This window comes from Chitinimonas sp. JJ19, from assembly GCF_036961565.1.
Lineage (GTDB): Bacteria > Pseudomonadota > Gammaproteobacteria > Burkholderiales > Chitinimonadaceae > Chitinimonas.
Window position 1 is genome coordinate 80,928 of record NZ_JBAMDD010000005.1, and the last position, 15,213, is coordinate 96,140.

The 15,213-nt window shown below is 64.3% G+C and carries 15 protein-coding genes; 9 read left to right on the forward strand and 6 right to left on the reverse strand.

What is annotated here, in order from left to right:
- Positions 1 to 22: 22 nt before the first annotated feature.
- Entirely contained in the window at positions 23 to 853 is an 831-nt protein-coding gene (locus V7714_RS07945; RefSeq protein ID WP_335709403.1) for a class I SAM-dependent methyltransferase, read from the reverse strand.
- Positions 854 to 942: 89 nt separating this feature from the next.
- Here V7714_RS07945 and V7714_RS07950 point away from each other — a divergent pair, with 89 nt between their 5' ends.
- From V7714_RS07950 to V7714_RS07960, 3 genes are all read left to right on the forward strand, one after another.
- Positions 943 to 1,140, forward strand: coding sequence for a SlyX family protein (locus tag V7714_RS07950; protein WP_335709235.1), 198 nt, complete (start codon positions 943 to 945; stop codon positions 1,138 to 1,140).
- Between the two features lie 96 nt (positions 1,141 to 1,236).
- Positions 1,237 to 2,256, forward strand: a complete 1,020-nt coding sequence (locus V7714_RS07955) for a class I SAM-dependent rRNA methyltransferase (RefSeq protein ID WP_335709236.1) — start codon at positions 1,237 to 1,239, stop codon at positions 2,254 to 2,256.
- 24 nt (positions 2,257 to 2,280) lie between these two features.
- Complete coding sequence (locus tag V7714_RS07960; protein WP_335709237.1) at positions 2,281 to 2,754, forward strand: nuclear transport factor 2 family protein; 474 nt, start codon at positions 2,281 to 2,283, stop codon at positions 2,752 to 2,754.
- 183 nt (positions 2,755 to 2,937) lie between these two features.
- On the opposite strand, the gene V7714_RS07965 is transcribed toward V7714_RS07960, so the two are convergent.
- The 3 genes from V7714_RS07965 to V7714_RS07975 all read right to left on the reverse strand — a co-directional run bounded on the left by V7714_RS07965 (position 2,938) and on the right by V7714_RS07975 (position 6,002).
- Positions 2,938 to 3,498 (reverse strand): flavin reductase family protein, encoded by a 561-nt coding sequence (locus V7714_RS07965; protein ID WP_335709238.1) that lies wholly within the window; start codon positions 3,496 to 3,498, stop codon positions 2,938 to 2,940.
- 106 nt (positions 3,499 to 3,604) lie between these two features.
- Positions 3,605 to 4,855 carry a TIGR03862 family flavoprotein gene (locus V7714_RS07970; RefSeq protein ID WP_335709239.1) on the reverse strand — a complete coding sequence of 417 codons (1,251 nt, stop codon included), beginning with the start codon at positions 4,853 to 4,855 and terminating at the stop codon, positions 3,605 to 3,607.
- Between the two features lie 205 nt (positions 4,856 to 5,060).
- Positions 5,061 to 6,002 (reverse strand): DUF1853 family protein, encoded by a 942-nt coding sequence (locus V7714_RS07975; protein ID WP_335709240.1) that lies wholly within the window; start codon positions 6,000 to 6,002, stop codon positions 5,061 to 5,063.
- A gap of 282 nt (positions 6,003 to 6,284) precedes the next feature.
- Here V7714_RS07975 and V7714_RS07980 point away from each other — a divergent pair, with 282 nt between their 5' ends.
- From V7714_RS07980 to V7714_RS08005, 6 genes are all read left to right on the forward strand, one after another.
- Entirely contained in the window at positions 6,285 to 6,803 is a 519-nt protein-coding gene (locus tag V7714_RS07980) for a nucleotidyltransferase domain-containing protein (protein WP_335709241.1), read from the forward strand.
- Positions 6,800 to 8,479, forward strand: coding sequence for a thiamine pyrophosphate-binding protein (locus V7714_RS07985; protein WP_335709242.1), 1,680 nt, complete (start codon positions 6,800 to 6,802; stop codon positions 8,477 to 8,479). Before V7714_RS07980 ends, V7714_RS07985 begins: the two co-directional genes overlap by 4 nt.
- Before the next feature lie 107 nt (positions 8,480 to 8,586).
- Complete coding sequence (locus tag V7714_RS07990) at positions 8,587 to 11,310, forward strand: GAF domain-containing hybrid sensor histidine kinase/response regulator (RefSeq protein WP_335709243.1); 2,724 nt, start codon at positions 8,587 to 8,589, stop codon at positions 11,308 to 11,310.
- A gap of 47 nt (positions 11,311 to 11,357) precedes the next feature.
- On the forward strand, positions 11,358 to 11,552 hold the full coding sequence (locus V7714_RS07995) for a Lar family restriction alleviation protein (protein WP_284195184.1): 195 nt from the start codon (positions 11,358 to 11,360) through the stop codon (positions 11,550 to 11,552).
- A complete protein-coding gene (locus V7714_RS08000) occupies positions 11,549 to 12,136 on the forward strand; it encodes an IMPACT family protein (protein ID WP_335709244.1) in 588 nt (195 codons plus the stop codon). Before V7714_RS07995 ends, V7714_RS08000 begins: the two co-directional genes overlap by 4 nt.
- A gap of 129 nt (positions 12,137 to 12,265) precedes the next feature.
- A complete protein-coding gene (locus V7714_RS08005; protein ID WP_335709245.1) occupies positions 12,266 to 13,717 on the forward strand; it encodes a sensor domain-containing diguanylate cyclase in 1,452 nt (483 codons plus the stop codon).
- A gap of 12 nt (positions 13,718 to 13,729) precedes the next feature.
- Here the strand turns inward: V7714_RS08005 and V7714_RS08010 are convergent, their stop codons facing one another.
- Both V7714_RS08010 and V7714_RS08015 read right to left on the reverse strand, forming a co-directional pair.
- Positions 13,730 to 14,500 (reverse strand): substrate-binding periplasmic protein, encoded by a 771-nt coding sequence (locus V7714_RS08010; RefSeq protein WP_335709246.1) that lies wholly within the window; start codon positions 14,498 to 14,500, stop codon positions 13,730 to 13,732.
- A 72-nt stretch (positions 14,501 to 14,572) separates the two neighbouring features.
- Positions 14,573 to 15,163 carry a M91 family zinc metallopeptidase gene (locus tag V7714_RS08015; protein ID WP_335709247.1) on the reverse strand — a complete coding sequence of 197 codons (591 nt, stop codon included), beginning with the start codon at positions 15,161 to 15,163 and terminating at the stop codon, positions 14,573 to 14,575.
- Positions 15,164 to 15,213 lie beyond the last annotated feature (50 nt).

The following is a 15,213-nucleotide window of genomic DNA, read 5'->3' on the forward strand; positions in this document are numbered from 1 at the left end:
ACTAAGCACCTAACTCACCCCACTAAGGCGCCGGTACGAAGAAGCGCGCCTGCATATCCTGCAGCCCCACTTCGGCCAGCACCGCATTGAGCCGCTGGGCAGCTTGCTTGCGCGGCCGGTTCTGGTATTGGGCAATGATGAGTTCATTCTTTATCGAGTGCTCCCAGCCCACCAGCTCGGTCACTGTCACCTGGTAACCATGGGCCTCCAGCTGCAGGCAGCGCAATACATTGGTGAGCTGGCTGCCGAATTCACGGGTGTGGATGGGATGCCGCCAAATCTCGGTCAGCGGATTGGCCAGCATGCTGCCCTTGTGCTTGCGCAGCGCAGCCGCCACCTCGGCCTGGCAGCAAGGTACCAGGACGATGCTCTGCGCCCCCTTGGCCAGGGCAAAGCGGATGGCATCGTCGGTCGCGGTATTGCAGGCATGCAGGGCCGTTACCACGTCTATGCGCTCAGGCAGCTCGCTGGAGCTGATCGAATCGGCCACCGACAGATTGAGAAAGCGCATGCCCTTGAAGCCCGCCTTGTCGGCCAGCTCGCGCGATCGGCTGACCAACTCGTCGCGGGTCTCGATGCCGTAGATCAGGCCGTCGGGCGCCTGTGCCTTGAAGAACAGGTCGTACAGGATAAAACCCAGGTAGGACTTGCCGGCACCGTGATCCACCAGCCGGATATCAGGGTGGACCGCCAGCGCCGCCTGCAGCAGGGGCTCGATGAAGTTGAACAGGTGGTAGACCTGTTTGAGCTTGCGCCGGCTATCCTGGTTGAGCTTGCCGTCGCGGGTCAGGATATGCAGCGCCTTGAGCAACTCAACGGACTGGTCGGGGCGGATGTCGTACTTCTCGGTCATAACGATGCTTTTCACCTATCAAGACCGGAATGCTACGCGGCTAAGCAAAAATCGGTAAGCTCCGCCCGTCTTTTGAAAGCGAGTAGGTCATGGAAGATCGCATTACCGAACTGGAAATCCGCCTGGCGTTGCAGGACGATCTACTGGATGAGCTGAACCGCGTGGTCGCCCGCCAGCAGCAGCAAATGGAGTGGTTGGCACAGGAACTGCGCCGCCTGAACGACCAGATGCGCACGCCCGACGGCAGCAAGGGCAGCCCGCAGCATGAGATTCCACCGCATTATTAAGTGGTTAGCCGCGCCGGACAGGTTAAAATGATCGATTGATCTAATTGAAGCGCCTGGCCCGCCCTGCGGTGTACCGGCGCTTGACCCGGAGTATTCATGTCCAGCACCACCCTGACCCCGCTGCTGCAAGCCGCCTTTGATGCCCGTACCGAGCTGCTGGCCCGCCTGCACGGTGAAGCCACCGATGCCTACCGACTGTTCCATGGCAGCGTGGAAGGTGAAGCCGGCCTCACCATAGACCGCTATGGCAGCCTGCTGCTGGTGCAGACTTTCCACAGCAGCCTGAGCCCAGCCCAACTGGACGAGATAGAAGACTTCTACGAGCATGCCAGCCCCGGTCTCGCCATGGTCTACAACGACCGCAGCGGCGCCAACTCGCGCATAGGCAACCCCTTGCCCGAAGATGAACTGGAAGCCGCCATGCTGCCACGCGAGTTCCAGGAACTGGGCGTGAGCTACCATGTACAGGCCCGCCATGGCGGTCAGGACCCCTGGCTGTTTCTGGACATGCGCGCCGGCCGCCGCCGGGTGATGCAGGAGGCCGAGGGCAAGTCTGTGCTGAATCTGTTTGCCTACACCTGCGGCATAGGTATCGCCGCCGCCAAGGCCGGTGCCAGCCATGTGGTGAATGTGGACTTCGCTGAATCCAGCCTGCGCGTGGGCAAGCAGAATGCCCGCCTCAACAACCTGCCCATACGCCCCCGTTTTGTGCAGAGCGATGTCTTCCCCGCCGTGCGCCAGTTGTCGGGCCTGGGCCAGCCCACCATGGTGCGCGGCAAGCGCATGCCCCCCTTCCCCAAGCTGGAAGCCAAGCAGTTCGACTTGGTGTTCCTGGATCCGCCCCGCTATGCCAAGAGCCTGTTCGGCGTAGTGGATCTGGTCAACGACTACTCCTCGGTCTTCAAGCCTGCCCTGCTGGCCACCGCTGAAGGCGGCACCCTGATCTGCTGCAACAATGTGGCCCAGGTGGATGCCGACGCCTGGCTGGACCTGCTGCAGCGTAGCGCCACCAAGGCGGGCCGCACGGTGCGCGAGGTGGAATGGATCACCCCGGAAAGCGACTTCCCCAGCCATGATGGCAAGCACCCGCTGAAGATGGTGCTGCTGCGCGTATAAGCACCCCCACCCCGGATAACCGCCATGCCCCTGCTGCGCCGTGCGCTACTGACCCTGCTTATGCTGATTGCCCCGCTGGCCCATGCCGATGACCGTGTCGAAGTCGGCGCCGTACTGGATCGTTTCCACGGCGCTGCCGCCAAGGCGCAGTTCGAGCCTTATTTCGCGCTGTTTACCGCAGATGGCGTATTTATCGGCACCGATGCCAGTGAGCGCTGGACCGTGGCGCAGTTCAAGGCCTACGCCAAACCGCATTTCGACAAGGGCCGTGGCTGGACCTACACCCAGGCCGAACGGCATATCAGCCTGGCACCGGACGGCAGCCATGCTTTCTTTGACGAGCTGCTGGACAATGCCAGCCTGGGCCGTTGCCGGGGTACTGGGGTGCTGCGCAAGGAAGCGGGCCAGTGGAAGATCGCCCAGTACCACCTGACCATCCCAGTACCGAATGCGCTGGCCGACAGCGTGGTCAAGCAGATACGGTCGGCCCAGCCTTAAGCGCCTAGTTATGGACTTAAATCATTGATTGTTGATGTCGGGCTGTGCGGGCGCCAGGAAAAATCCAGCGCTATGCATCATAAACAGCCTGATACAGCAGGCTTTCCCTGATTGAGTCCCCCACCCCGCCCTCGCGTGACCAGCAACCGCCTTGCAAGGCAGGCGGCGTTGCCGGCAGAGGCCTCAAGGCATGGGCACCTGAAATGCCTCTCCGGTTTCAAAGAAGGTGCCGCCGGCCACATAGTGGATGGAGCGCTCTCGGCCCGCTGCGAAATGCCAGTGCCCCTCGCTGAAGTCGCGCGGGTCGGCCCAGGCGGCGACCACTTCGGCAATGAATAGATCGTAAGCCTGCTGGATATGCCGCTCGGCCAACACCCGGCATTCCAGCCAGCCCACACAGCCTGCCAGCAGCGGTGCCGCAACCTGGCTGCCGGCAAAGGTCGCCAGCTGGTACTCGGCAAACTTGTCCAGCTCCCTGCCGCTACGATTGCCCACCGCCACCGTGGCCTGGGCCAGGTTGCGGCCGGGGATATTGAGCACGAACTCGCCCGACGCCTCGACCAGCTCGCGGGTCAGGGTGTGCTTGTCTATGACTACGGAAATCTTGGGCGGCGAGAAATCCAGCGGCATGCTCCAGGCAGCCGCCATCACATTGCGGCGCTCGCCGTGCGCGCTGGAAACCAGCACGGTAGGGCCATGGTTGAGCAGGCGATAAGCCTTGGCGAGGTCGACGGGTTGGTGCATGGTGGGCTCGGCGTTAGAGGGAATCAACGGCCTAGATGGGGTCGACAGCAGTAGGCTGCAAGGCACTGGACAGGTGCTTGCATCGCGTCGCAAGCATCAGGGCTACTCAGCCCGCTCGCCCCAACCAATCGAGCACGCCCTGCCCCGCCTTGCGGCCGCTGGCAAAGCAGGCGCTGAGCAGATAGCCGCCGGTAGGGGCCTCCCAATCCAGCATCTCGCCCGCGCAGAATACGCCGGGCAGTTGGCGCAGCATCAAGCCACGGTCCAAGGCCTCGAACCGCACGCCACCGGCCGTGCTGATGGCCTCGGCCAAGGGGCGCGGCTCACCCAGGGTGATGGGTAAGGCCTTGATACCCTGCGCCAGCAAGGCCATGTCGTTGTACGCCTCCTTGCTCAGGCACTCGCGCAGCAGGCCGGCCTTGACGCCGGTGATACCCAGCTTGCTCTGCAGATGGCTGGACAGCGAACGCGAGCCCCGCGGATGGGCCACTTCGGCCTGCACCCGCGCCAGATCACGCCCAGGCGCCAGGTCGATATGGATGGTGGCATGCCCCTGCCTAGCCACCTGCTCACGCAAGGCGGCAGCATGGGCGTAGATCAGGCTGCCCTCCACCCCGGCATCGCTGATCACGAACTCGCCTTGCTTGCGGTATTCCTTGCCGCTGCCATCGGCAAACGACAACACCACTGATTTCAGCGGGGCTCCGGCGAATTTTTCCCGGAAATGCTGGCTCCAGGCCACCTCAAAGCCGCAGTTGGCTGGTCTGAGCGGGGCAATACCCACCCCCTGCGCTGCCAGCAAGGGTTGCCAGGCACCATCCGACCCCAGCCTGGGCCAGCTGGCGCCGCCCAGGGCCAGTACGGTGGCGCTGGCCTTGCAGTGCTTTTCGCCATCGGCCGTAGCCAGCCGCAGGCTGCCATCCGCCGTCCATCCCAGCCAACGGTGCCGCACATGGATGCGCACCCCCATGCCCTTGAGCCGGTGCAGCCAGGCACGCAGCAGGGGAGCGGCCTTCATATCGGTGGGGAAGACCCGCCCGGAGCTGCCCACAAAGGTGGCAATGCCCAAGCCATGTATCCAGTCGCACAGCGCATCAGGGCCAAAGTCCGCCAGCAACTGCCCCACCTCGTGCTCACGCTCGCCATAGCGGCTGAGAAAAGGTGCCAAAGGTTCGGAGTGGGTAATGTTCATGCCGCCCACGCCAGCCAACAGGAACTTGCGGCCAACCGAGGGCATGGCGTCGTAGACATCCACCGCCAAGCCGGCCTGTGCCAGCACCTCGGCAGCCATCAGGCCGGCAGGGCCGCCGCCTATGATGGCTATGGCAGGAGAGGAGGCAATCGCGGTATCAGACATGGCTCAGGCACAGTCCCTGATAACAACATCCAGGGACTATAGCGTTAATGGCGGGGGGCGCATGGTACACCGTGCGGCAGGTCGGGCGGTGAGTGGGCATCGACCTGCCACAGCAGTGGTGGCCCAGGCTGCATTCCTCTGCATAGTTCATCCAGCCGCCTCCCGCACCATCATTGCCCCACGCTCAAGCGCCATGGACAACTGCTTAAAACCCCAGGGCTGCCGCGCCCGGTGTTTCCGCCACCTTGCGGCGCAGCAGGCGCAAGCTATCGGCTTCGGGCCAGCCCGCAGGCAGCACCATGCCGCGTGCCAGCTCCTGCCCGCCTGCCGCCAGGGGTGCATACTCGGCCACCATGACTGGCCTGGCACTGACCGCAAAATGTTGTGCCAGTTGGGCCTGTACACCACCCAAGTCTGGCGCTTCGCCGTCGGCCCGCTGCGGCGCCAGCCATAGCCGCTTGGGCAGGCAACACCACAGGCTGTCTGGCCGGGTTTGCGGCCATGCCTCACCCCAGCAGCGCCACCAGCCACGCAAATGATCGTTAGCCAACATGGCGGGGGCAGGCGACGAAGGCTCCCTATAGAACATGCGCCCGCGCAGCCAGGGCATGGCTTGTACCGGCCCCATGCCATCCAGCGCCGCCTGTCCTGCCGGCGTATGTGGTAGTTGCAACTGGTGTTGCAGCAGGCGTGCCAGCTTGAGGCTGAGTGCATCGTGCAGGCCCGGCCCCACCAGGAACGGCCCTTGTGGGTCGGGCAGGGCCAGGTAGAACTTTACCGCCAGTTCGATATGCCATACCCGCCCGGTAGGTGGGCGTAGCAGAAAGTCATATTCGCCCAGGCTGCGGCCGGCCTCCCGCACGGCCAACTGGCTGGCCAGCAGGTCGTGGCCGGGTAGTTGGGTCAAGGCCAGCCGCATCAGGTCTTCGGCGTAGCGGCCCAGCCGATAACCCTGACCCACCGTTGGCAGGGCAGCCAGCCCTGGCAGCAGTGCCGTCCTGTCCAGCGCCCGCCACCAGGCCTCGCCCAAGGCAGCATCGCCAGCGAGTGCATCGGCCGGCAGACTGGCCGGTGCCAACAGCGAGGGCGAGGTCAGCAGCCAGTGCAGATCGGCGACAGCGGTGGTTTGTCGTATTTCTGGCAACATCTTTGTGGTATTCCAACCGGTAGGCAGCAAGGCAAGTAGTCAAGGCAAGGCTGCGCTACGATACGCCAACTCCGGCAGCAGCACTTGCGAACCGGGGCCTGTCTCCATATAACGCATAGGGGGCAGTGAAACACGGCCGGGGAACCTGGCCGGTTTTGGCGGTTCCCAATGTGCGGCGGGCAACAAGCCCGCCACATCCAAGCCAGCGAGGACGACATGGGCCACCACGACAGATCACCGCGCGGCGCGCGCGAACAGATCATTCACCTCGCAGCCCGTCTGATGGCCGAAGAGCACATCGACGACTTTGCCCTGGCAAAGCGCAAGGCCATCAAGCGGCTGGGCTTGCCTGAGGGCAAGAACCTGCCCGGCAACGACGAGATCGAGGCCGCCCTGCGCGAATACCGCAGCCTGTTCACCCCCAACCATGCCGATGTGGTGACCGAGCTACGCAAGAAGGCCCTCTCAGCCATGCGGCTGTTCACCGAATTCAAGCCCTATCTGGTCGGCTCGGTCCTGTCCGGCCTGGCTGGGCCGCATTCCGACATCAACCTGGTGGTCTACACCGATGACGACAAGTCAGTCGAGATACGCTGCCTCAACCTGGGCATAGACTACCGGATTGAATCGCCGCCCTCCGGCCACACCACGCTGGCTTTTTATGAGGAAGGCAGCCTGGTGCGGCTGAGCGTCCGGCCCACCAATGACGAGCGGCTGGGCGCCCGCGCCGCCTCCGAACCGCTGGAGCGCGCGCGCCTGTCCCAGGTGGAAAACCTGCTTACCTGCCCCGCTGCGCCGTGAGCCAGGCCACAGCCCGCCTGGGTGGCCATCTGGTTGCCGATGCCCTGGTGAGCCAGGGCGTCAGCCTGGCTTTCGGGGTGCCCGGCGAAAGCTATCTGTCGGTACTGGATGGCCTCTATCGCCATGCCGACTTCCGGTTTATCGTCACCCGGCATGAGGGTGGGGCCGCCTTTATGGCAGATGCCTACGCCAAGCTCACCGGCAAGCCCGGTGTCTGCCTGGTAACACGGGGGCCGGGTGCCACCAATGCAGCCATCGGCATACACACAGCCCAGCAGGATTCCACCCCGCTGGTGCTGCTGGTCGGCCAGGTGGGGCAGGATGTGGTGGAGCGTGAGGCCTTCCAGGAGATCGACTACCGCCGCATGTTCGGCAGCATGGCCAAGTGGGTCGCCCAGATAGATCAGGCCGAACGGGTACCCGAGATGGTTGCCCATGCCTTCCAGCTGGCGACCTCGGGCCGGCCCGGCCCCGTGGTGCTGGCCCTACCCGAGGATATGCTGGCCGCCAGCGCCACCGTGGCCGATGCCCGCCCGCATCAGCCGCTGCAGGCCAGCCCTTCGGCGGCCCAACTCTCTCAGCTCACCAGCCTGCTGCACGCCGCCCGGCAGCCCATCATCATCGTTGGCGGTTCGGGCTGGAGCCGCCAGGCCTGTGCCGACCTGCGCCTGTTTGCCGAGGCCTGGCAGTTGCCGGTGGCCTGTGCCTTTCGTTTTCAGGATCTGTTCGACAATCAGCACCCGCTCTACACCGGCGATGTCGGCATAGGCATCAACCCCAGGCTGGCCGAGCGCCTGCGACAGGCCGATCTGGTGCTGTGCCTGGGCGCCCGCCTCGGTGAAATGACCAGTTCAGGCTACAGCCTGTTTGATATCCCCATTCCACGCCAGCAACTGGTGCATGTGCATGCCGGGGTGGAGGAACTGGGGCGGGTCTACCAGGCCGCGCTGATGATCAATGCCGGCATGGCCGAGATGGCAGGCGCGCTGCGGCTGATACCTTGCCGCCATGCGGGCTACGCCGCCGGGGCAGCCGCGGCGCGGGCCGACTACGAAGCCTGGCAGGGCATACCGCCCATCTACCAAGGCAGGCAGGCCCGGTTGGACTTATGGCAGGTGGTGATGGAAGCCCGCCAGCAACTCCCGGCCGACACCCTGGTCTGCAACGGTGCCGGTAACTTTGCCAGCTGGGCCCATCGCTTCTGGCGCTATGGCAGCCAGGAGCGGGGGCGCTGCCAGTTGGCGCCTACCTCGGGCGCCATGGGCTACGGCCTGCCCGCTGGCGTGATGGCCAGCATTGTGGCGCCCGAACGCACGGTGCTGGTATTCGCTGGCGACGGCGATTTCCTGATGAACGGGCAGGAGCTGGCCACCGCATTGCAATACGGCGGTGCCCCCATCGTATTGCTGTTCAACAATGGCCAGTACGGCACCATACGCATGCACCAGGAGAAGCACTTCCCGGGCCGGGTCTACGGCACCCAGCTGCACAACCCAGACTTTGCCCGCTATGCCGAGAGCTTCGGCGCCCTGGGCCTGGTGGTGGAAACCACAGCCCAGTTCGGCCCAGCCCTGTCTCAGGCGCTGGCCCATCGGCAGCAGACCGGCAAGCCCGCGCTGATAGAACTGCGCATGGATGCTGCCGATCTGGCGCCAGGCCTGCGCCTGGCCGGCTGATGCGGAACCCTCGCCGGCTGGCCGGCATATTTACGCCCTTCCCGGGCTTTCGTTACACGCTCCCCTGCGCCACACTGTATATCTGACCCGCAAGGCACTATCCCGATATGCCGCCCTCCGACGACGATCTCAAGCGCCAGTTGCAACGCCTGCAAGCCATCCAGCAGGCCATCCTCACGGTGAGCCGCCAGGCCAATGCCGGCCATGACCTGGCTGGTTTCGCCGCCCTGGTGCATAGCCAGCTCAATAGCCTGATGATGGCGGAGAACTGCTATATCGCGGTGTGCGACCCGAACAATGAACGCATACGCTATGCCTACTTCTCGGACCAGTGTGAGCCGGCGCCGGAGCCCGAAGCCTGGGAGAAGCTGGGTGATGCCGAAAGTGGCCCCACCGCCTGGGTGATCCGCCAGGGCCAGCCCTTGCTGATGACCGCCGAGGAAGACCGCAACCGTACTGCCACCGGGCAGCCCTGGGGCGACGGCAAGGTGGCAGAGCACTGGATGGGCATGCCGCTGCGCGGCAGCAATGATCGCGTCATCGGCGCGCTGGTGACCCAGACCTATCTGCCGGGATATCGCTACAGCAAGGAAGACCAGGAAATCTTTGGCGTGATGGCCAGCCATGTGGCGGTCGCGCTGGAGCGGGTGATGCACCAGCAGTGGATGGACCAGCTGGTGGACGAGCGCACCCGCGAACTGGCGCGCGAAGCCCATGAGCGGCGCAAGGGCGAAACCCTCAACCGGGTGTTCTACCAGATAGCCGAACGCGCCACGGCGGGGGATTCGTTCTATGACTTCCTGCAGGCAGTACACCACCTGCTGGGTGAGTTGCTGTACGCCCGCAATTGCTATGTCTGCCTGTATGACGCCGCCAAGGGCGTGCTCAACTTCCCCTACTATGTGGACGAGCGCGACGGCGACACCATGCAGGAATACGACGTGCCAATGCGGCGCGGGTTGACCGAATATGTATTGCGCAGTGGCACGCCGCAGTTGATAGACCGTGACCGCATGCAGGCACTGAGCCAGGCCGGCGAGATCACCGAGGCCACAGGCGACCTGACCTTCTACAGCTGGCTGGGCGTGCCCATGCAGATACGCGGCAGCCTGGGCGGGGTGCTGACCATCCAGAGCTATGAGGCCGACCACCTCTATGACGCCGCCGATGCCGACGTGCTGTCCTTTGTTGCAAACCACATCAGCAGTGCCATCGAGCGCAAGCAGGCCTACGATGCGCTGCGTGAGGCCACCCAGGTGGCCGAGAACGCCTCCCGCCTCAAGAGCGAGTTCCTGGCCAATATGAGCCACGAGATACGCACACCCATGAATGCCGTCATCGGCATGGCCTATCTGGCGCTGAAGACCGAGCTGACGCCGAAGCAGCGTGACTATGTCAGCAAGATCCACAAGGCCGGCAATTCCTTGTTGGCCATCATCAACGACGTACTGGACTTCACCAAGATCGAGGCTGGCAAGCTGGACATGGAGCGGATCGAGTTCTCACTCGACGAGGTGCTGGCCAATGTGGCGACCGTGACAGCCCAGCGAGCGCAAGACAAGGGACTGGAGTACCTGTTCCATGTGCCGCTCAACATCCCCCGCCAACTGATAGGCGACCCTTTGCGACTGGGTCAGGTGCTGATCAATCTGGCCAACAACGCCATCAAATTCACCGAGCACGGCCAGATCGACCTGCATTGCCGGCTGCTGCGCGAGGAAACCGGCCAGGTGCGGCTGGAATTCACCGTGCGCGACAGCGGCATAGGCATGAGCCAGGCACAGGTAGCCGCGCTGTTCCAGCCGTTTACCCAGGCGGATGGTTCCACCACCCGCAAATACGGCGGCACCGGTCTGGGGCTGACCATCAGCAAGCGACTGGTCAGCATGATGGGGGGGGACATCTCGGTGGAAAGCCATGTTGGCGTAGGGTCGGCGTTTCATTTCGCGGTGGACTTCCAGCTACCCGCCGCCCCGCAGCCCACCCTGCGCGGCCTGCTGGATACCCTGCAGGGCAAGAGCGCGCTGGTGGTGGATGACAACAGTGCTGCCAGCGAGATACTGGCCGACGCACTGCTGCATTTTTCCATCGGTGCCGATACCGCTGATAGCGGCGCGGACGCCCTGGCCAGCATCAAGCTGGCCGATGCACACGCGCCCTACGATCTGGTGCTGTGCGACTGGCATATGCCCGGCATGGATGGCGTGGCGCTGGCCGAAGCACTGCAGGCAGCCCGTTTGCGCCACCCGCCCAAGGTCGTGCTGGTGACGACCTTCGGCCATGAGTCCAGCCTGCAGCGGCCTGCCAGCCATGGAGTGGATGCCGTGCTGACCAAGCCCATCAGCCAGGCCGGCCTGCTCAACACCCTGCTGCCCCTGTTTGCGCTGCACGCGCCCGGCGACGCCAGCACGGTGGACACCGCCCAGTCAGGAGTCGGCTACAGGGTGCTGCTGGCCGAAGACAACGAGATCAACCAGCAGATCGCGGTCGAGCTGCTGCAAGCCCAGGGCTATGCCGTGGAGGTAGCCCAGAATGGCCGCCAGGCCTTGGCCATGCTGCATGCCCAGCCAGCCGATTACTACCAGCTGGTACTGATGGACCTGCAGATGCCCGAGATGGATGGCCACGAGGCGGTGCTGAACCTGCGGCGTGACACGCGCTACGACCGCTTGCCGGTCATCGCCATGACAGCCCACGCCCTGCTGGAAGAACGCGAGCGCTGCCTGCGCGAAGGCATGCAGGACACCATCACCAAGCCGATAGACCCCGACCTGATGTTCCGCACCATGGCACAGTGGCTGGCACCACAGATAGCCGAAATCAGCCAGTAAGCGCTACCATCGCGGCCCCACACCCCTGCCGTACCGAGAGACCTGCCATGACCGATGCCACCCCGCTCACCCCCAAACCCTGCAAGAAATGCGGCTCGCCAGGCGAAGTATTGAAGGCCGGCTCCAATCGCTGGTGGGTGGAATGTGCCAAGTTCGGCCGCAACGGCAACTGCAATGTCATTAGCGCCCAGGCCAGCAGCCGCAAGGCCGCCATACAGGACTGGAACGCCCACTGCGCATGAGCAGCAGCCTGACCGGGCCTTGCCATAGCGAACTGCTGATCAAGAAAAGCCGCTTTATCGGCTGCGTCGAACCCATGGCCGACCGCGCTGGCGCCCAGGCCCGCGTCGCCGCCCTGCGGCAGGCCCACCCGGCAGCGGCCCATGTCTGCTGGGCCTTGCTGGCAGGTGGGCACTCTGCGGCGGTGGATGACGGTGAACCCAGCGGCACAGCCGGGCGCCCCATGCTGGATGTACTGCGCCACCAGGATCTGGAAGGGGTACTGGCCACCGTGGTGCGCTACTACGGCGGCGTCAAGCTGGGTGCCGGTGGCCTGGTAAGAGCCTATACCGATGCCGTCGCCCAGGCCTTGCTGGATGCACCCCGCATCCCCCTGCAAACCCTCAGCACCCTGCACTGCAGCCTGCCCTATGCCCTGGAGGGCCATGTGCGGCGGCAGCTCAGTGCCGCCGGCGCGCAGTTGCTGGGAGTAGAGCACGCCAGCCTGGTACACATGCAGTTCTGCCTCCCGGCCAGCGCGGCCGAGGCACTGATTCGCCAACTCAACGAGTCCTGCCACGGCCAACTGGCCTGGTTCCATCCCTAATTTGCAGGATGGCAAGGCCGCGCCGCCTCTCTACAATAGGATGGTGATGCCATGCGCGGGTGTTCTCGCCCCGAACGCAGGGCATACCCGCCAACCCGCCGGCCCTGCCGGCATCGCGAGAGGAAAGCCATGCCCGAGCAGCAGCTGCCACGCCCAGGTCTGGGCGCCTATCTGCTGCTGCCCCTGCTTTACTTCGTCGCTGCCCGCTTTTGTGGCGCCTATACCGTTTCGCCTGAGGGCATGGGCATCATCTGGGCCCCCAATGCGGTGTTGCTGGGGGTATTGCTGTACTACCAAGGCCAAGGCTATCTGCGCTTTGCCGTACTTGCTGTCATCGCCGAGATGCTGGGCGACCTGCCCTACTACCCCGTGCAGCATTCCTTCTTCTTTGGCCTGGTGGACACGCTGGAAGCCACCCTGGCCTGGCTACTGATGCGCCGCGCCGGTATGTCCACCCAACTGGGCACGGTGGAGGACCTGGCCAAGTTCATGCTGGCCGGCCCCGTGCTGGCGGCACTGGCTGGTGGTACCCTGGGGGCGCTTACCCTGTATAGCCTGGGCGTCAGCCAAAATGGGCTGCTCAGCATGACCAGGGTCTGGTGGTTTGGCGACGCGCTGGGCTATATGATCATGACGCCCCTGCTGCTCTACCTGGCCCAGCCCGCCAGCCGCTGCGGCTACCAGTACCGGCAGGGCGATCTGGTGGCGCTGGTCTTTACCCTGGCCGTTGCCGCCGCCCTGGTCGCGGCCGAGCATGGTGCCCTGCAGGGCGTATCCGTCACCCCCGCCGTCCTGCTGCCCTCGCTGCTCTACCTGGCCACCCGTTTTCACCCCGCCTGGTCGGCACTGGGGGTGGCCCTGGTCGCCATGACGGTAGCCGTGCTGATCACCCGCGGCCACCATCCCTTCGGCAAGCTGCCGCTGAACGAAGAGGTCATGCGCGGGCAGGAGTTCATCCTGATCATGAGCCTGCTGGGCACCGGTTTTGCCGCACTGATGAGCGAGATACGCGAACACAAGCGCAGCCTGGAAGCCAGGGTGGCAGAACGTACCTCACTGCTGCTCAAGCTCAATGCCGACCTGGCCCACCAGGCCCAGACCGATGGCCTGACCGGCCTGCTCAACCGCCGGGCCTTCTATGAGGCCGCGCAGCGGGAGGTCGAGCGCAGCACCCGCTTCGAGCGGCCGCTGGCGGTGTTGATGCTGGATCTGGATCATTTCAAGGCCATCAACGACAGCCATGGTCACCTGGTCGGCGACAAGGTGCTGAGCCACTTTGCCAGCCTGCTGCGGCAGACGGCACGTGGCTCCGATGTGGTGGCGCGCTATGGCGGTGAGGAGTTCGTGGTGCTGCTGCCGGAAAGCAGCCTGGAACCCGGCCAGGCGCTGGCAGAGCGCTTGCGCGAGAACCTGAGGGACTCGCCCCTGCTGATCGACGGCCAGGCCATCGCGGTCACCGCCAGCATGGGCCTGACCGTGCTGCGGCCGCCCGAAGGGGTGGAAGCCATGCTCAGCCGGGCCGATACCGCGCTATACCATGCCAAATCCGGCGGACGCGACCGCATCATGGAGGTAGGCTGAACCAGCGGTCGCTCAGGGTTTCTGCATCCAGGGCGCCACGGCCTGCTTGAATTCAGCCGACTCCCTTACCACCGCCACCGTATCCCACAGGCGCTGGGCCCACGCCGGGTGCTGGGCAACAAACCGGCGCGACAGCATGATGAAATTGGGGCGCCGGTCGAGCGGTGGACCGACTTTTTCCAGATTGGCCGCCAGCTCGGGGTTGGCCTGCAACAAGCGGTCGCCGTTATGGGTCAGCAAGGCGGCACCGTCGGCCACACCCAGTTGCACCTGCCGCAACACATCCTCGGCGTCCTTAGACAACTCCAGCACGTTCGCCCCAGCCGCCCGCAAGGGGCCAATGATGGAAAAGCGATACTGCACAGCAATGCCGCGTTTGAGGTTGCTGAAGCGGCTACCATCCCAATGCAGCTCGCCTTCCTTGGGCCGATACAGGGAGTAGGTGATTTCCAGCATGCGCTTGTCGATATCCGGCTTGCCATCCCGCATGGGGTAGACCCCCATCTCCAGCCGCTCCGGCACAAAGCTGGCATTGACCACGCCATCGACCACGTTCTGCTGCATCTCGGCCAGACAGCGCTTCCAGGGCTTGGCCACCAGCACCACATGCAGGCCGCTGCGCTGGCCGACCATCTCCACCATGGTGATCACATAGCCACTGGGGCCAGGCAATATCCAGGGATAGTTCTCCTGATCCTCGAAGCACAAAGTGACGCTGGCAGGCTTGTCGGCCAGGACAGGCAGCGTCAGCAGGAGGCAGATCAGCCAGCGCAGCGAGGTCATGGTATTCCTCCGGGTATCAGAGAAATATAGATGACCAGCACGGTCCTGCGCCGTCCTCAGTCAAGGGTGGCGCTAGAACTGCCTGACGCCATCCCGGAAATAATCACCATAGTCGAGGCGCCGCTGCAGGAAATGCTCCTGCCGAATATGGTTCTCGCTGGGCATCCACTCGCCATGCCGGCGCATCAGGCCCACGGTTTCGCCTTCATCGGTACCGGTCGCGACTATCCTGGCCTGCTGCATCGCCGGCCTTTGTGCCTGCGGCGCCACGAACTCGTCAGCCGCAGACCGCCGAAACATGGTCGCCCCGTGCGCATTGCGCCAGGCATGCACCAGCTCATGACCCAGCCCGATGAAATTGGGCCGCCGCTCGCCGCCGACCACCAGATTGTCCGGATTCCAGTTGACCGTGGTACCTATGCCGCCAGCACCACGCTGCCCATTGGCTTGCCGATACAGACCAAGGTTGGGATTAAACCGGTTGGCTATCTGTGCTTCGGCATCGTTCACGTTGGCAGAGCGCTGTATATCCACCCAGCCATGGCTGGCCCGCAAGGTGGCATTGGTTTCAGTGAACATCCGGTTGGCCGTGTACTTGGTATCCAGCTTGGCCATGGCGCGGCGGGTCTGCACCGTGAAATCGGCAAACTCGGCATTGGACATTCCGCCACGGCGCACTGTAAATCGCTCATGCTTGCTGCTTGCCACACCTC

What these genes read in the sequence shown, in the direction of transcription:
- V7714_RS07945 (WP_335709403.1), bottom strand. Translation starts at nt 853, where the DNA reads ATGACCGAGAAGTACGACATCCGCCCCGACCAGTCCGTTGAGTTGCTC.
- V7714_RS07950 (WP_335709235.1), top strand. Translation starts at nt 943, where the DNA reads ATGGAAGATCGCATTACCGAACTGGAAATCCGCCTGGCGTTGCAGGAC.
- V7714_RS07955 (WP_335709236.1), top strand. Translation starts at nt 1,237, where the DNA reads ATGTCCAGCACCACCCTGACCCCGCTGCTGCAAGCCGCCTTTGATGCC.
- V7714_RS07960 (WP_335709237.1), top strand. Translation starts at nt 2,281, where the DNA reads ATGCCCCTGCTGCGCCGTGCGCTACTGACCCTGCTTATGCTGATTGCC.
- V7714_RS07965 (WP_335709238.1), bottom strand. Translation starts at nt 3,498, where the DNA reads ATGCACCAACCCGTCGACCTCGCCAAGGCTTATCGCCTGCTCAACCAT.
- V7714_RS07970 (WP_335709239.1), bottom strand. Translation starts at nt 4,855, where the DNA reads ATGTCTGATACCGCGATTGCCTCCTCTCCTGCCATAGCCATCATAGGC.
- V7714_RS07975 (WP_335709240.1), bottom strand. Translation starts at nt 6,002, where the DNA reads ATGTTGCCAGAAATACGACAAACCACCGCTGTCGCCGATCTGCACTGG.
- V7714_RS07980 (WP_335709241.1), top strand. Translation starts at nt 6,285, where the DNA reads ATGGCCGAAGAGCACATCGACGACTTTGCCCTGGCAAAGCGCAAGGCC.
- V7714_RS07990 (WP_335709243.1), top strand. Translation starts at nt 8,587, where the DNA reads ATGCCGCCCTCCGACGACGATCTCAAGCGCCAGTTGCAACGCCTGCAA.
- V7714_RS07995 (WP_284195184.1), top strand. Translation starts at nt 11,358, where the DNA reads ATGACCGATGCCACCCCGCTCACCCCCAAACCCTGCAAGAAATGCGGC.
- V7714_RS08000 (WP_335709244.1), top strand. Translation starts at nt 11,549, where the DNA reads ATGAGCAGCAGCCTGACCGGGCCTTGCCATAGCGAACTGCTGATCAAG.
- V7714_RS08005 (WP_335709245.1), top strand. Translation starts at nt 12,266, where the DNA reads ATGCCCGAGCAGCAGCTGCCACGCCCAGGTCTGGGCGCCTATCTGCTG.
- V7714_RS08010 (WP_335709246.1), bottom strand. Translation starts at nt 14,500, where the DNA reads ATGACCTCGCTGCGCTGGCTGATCTGCCTCCTGCTGACGCTGCCTGTC.
- V7714_RS08015 (WP_335709247.1), bottom strand. Translation starts at nt 15,163, where the DNA reads ATGTCCAATGCCGAGTTTGCCGATTTCACGGTGCAGACCCGCCGCGCC.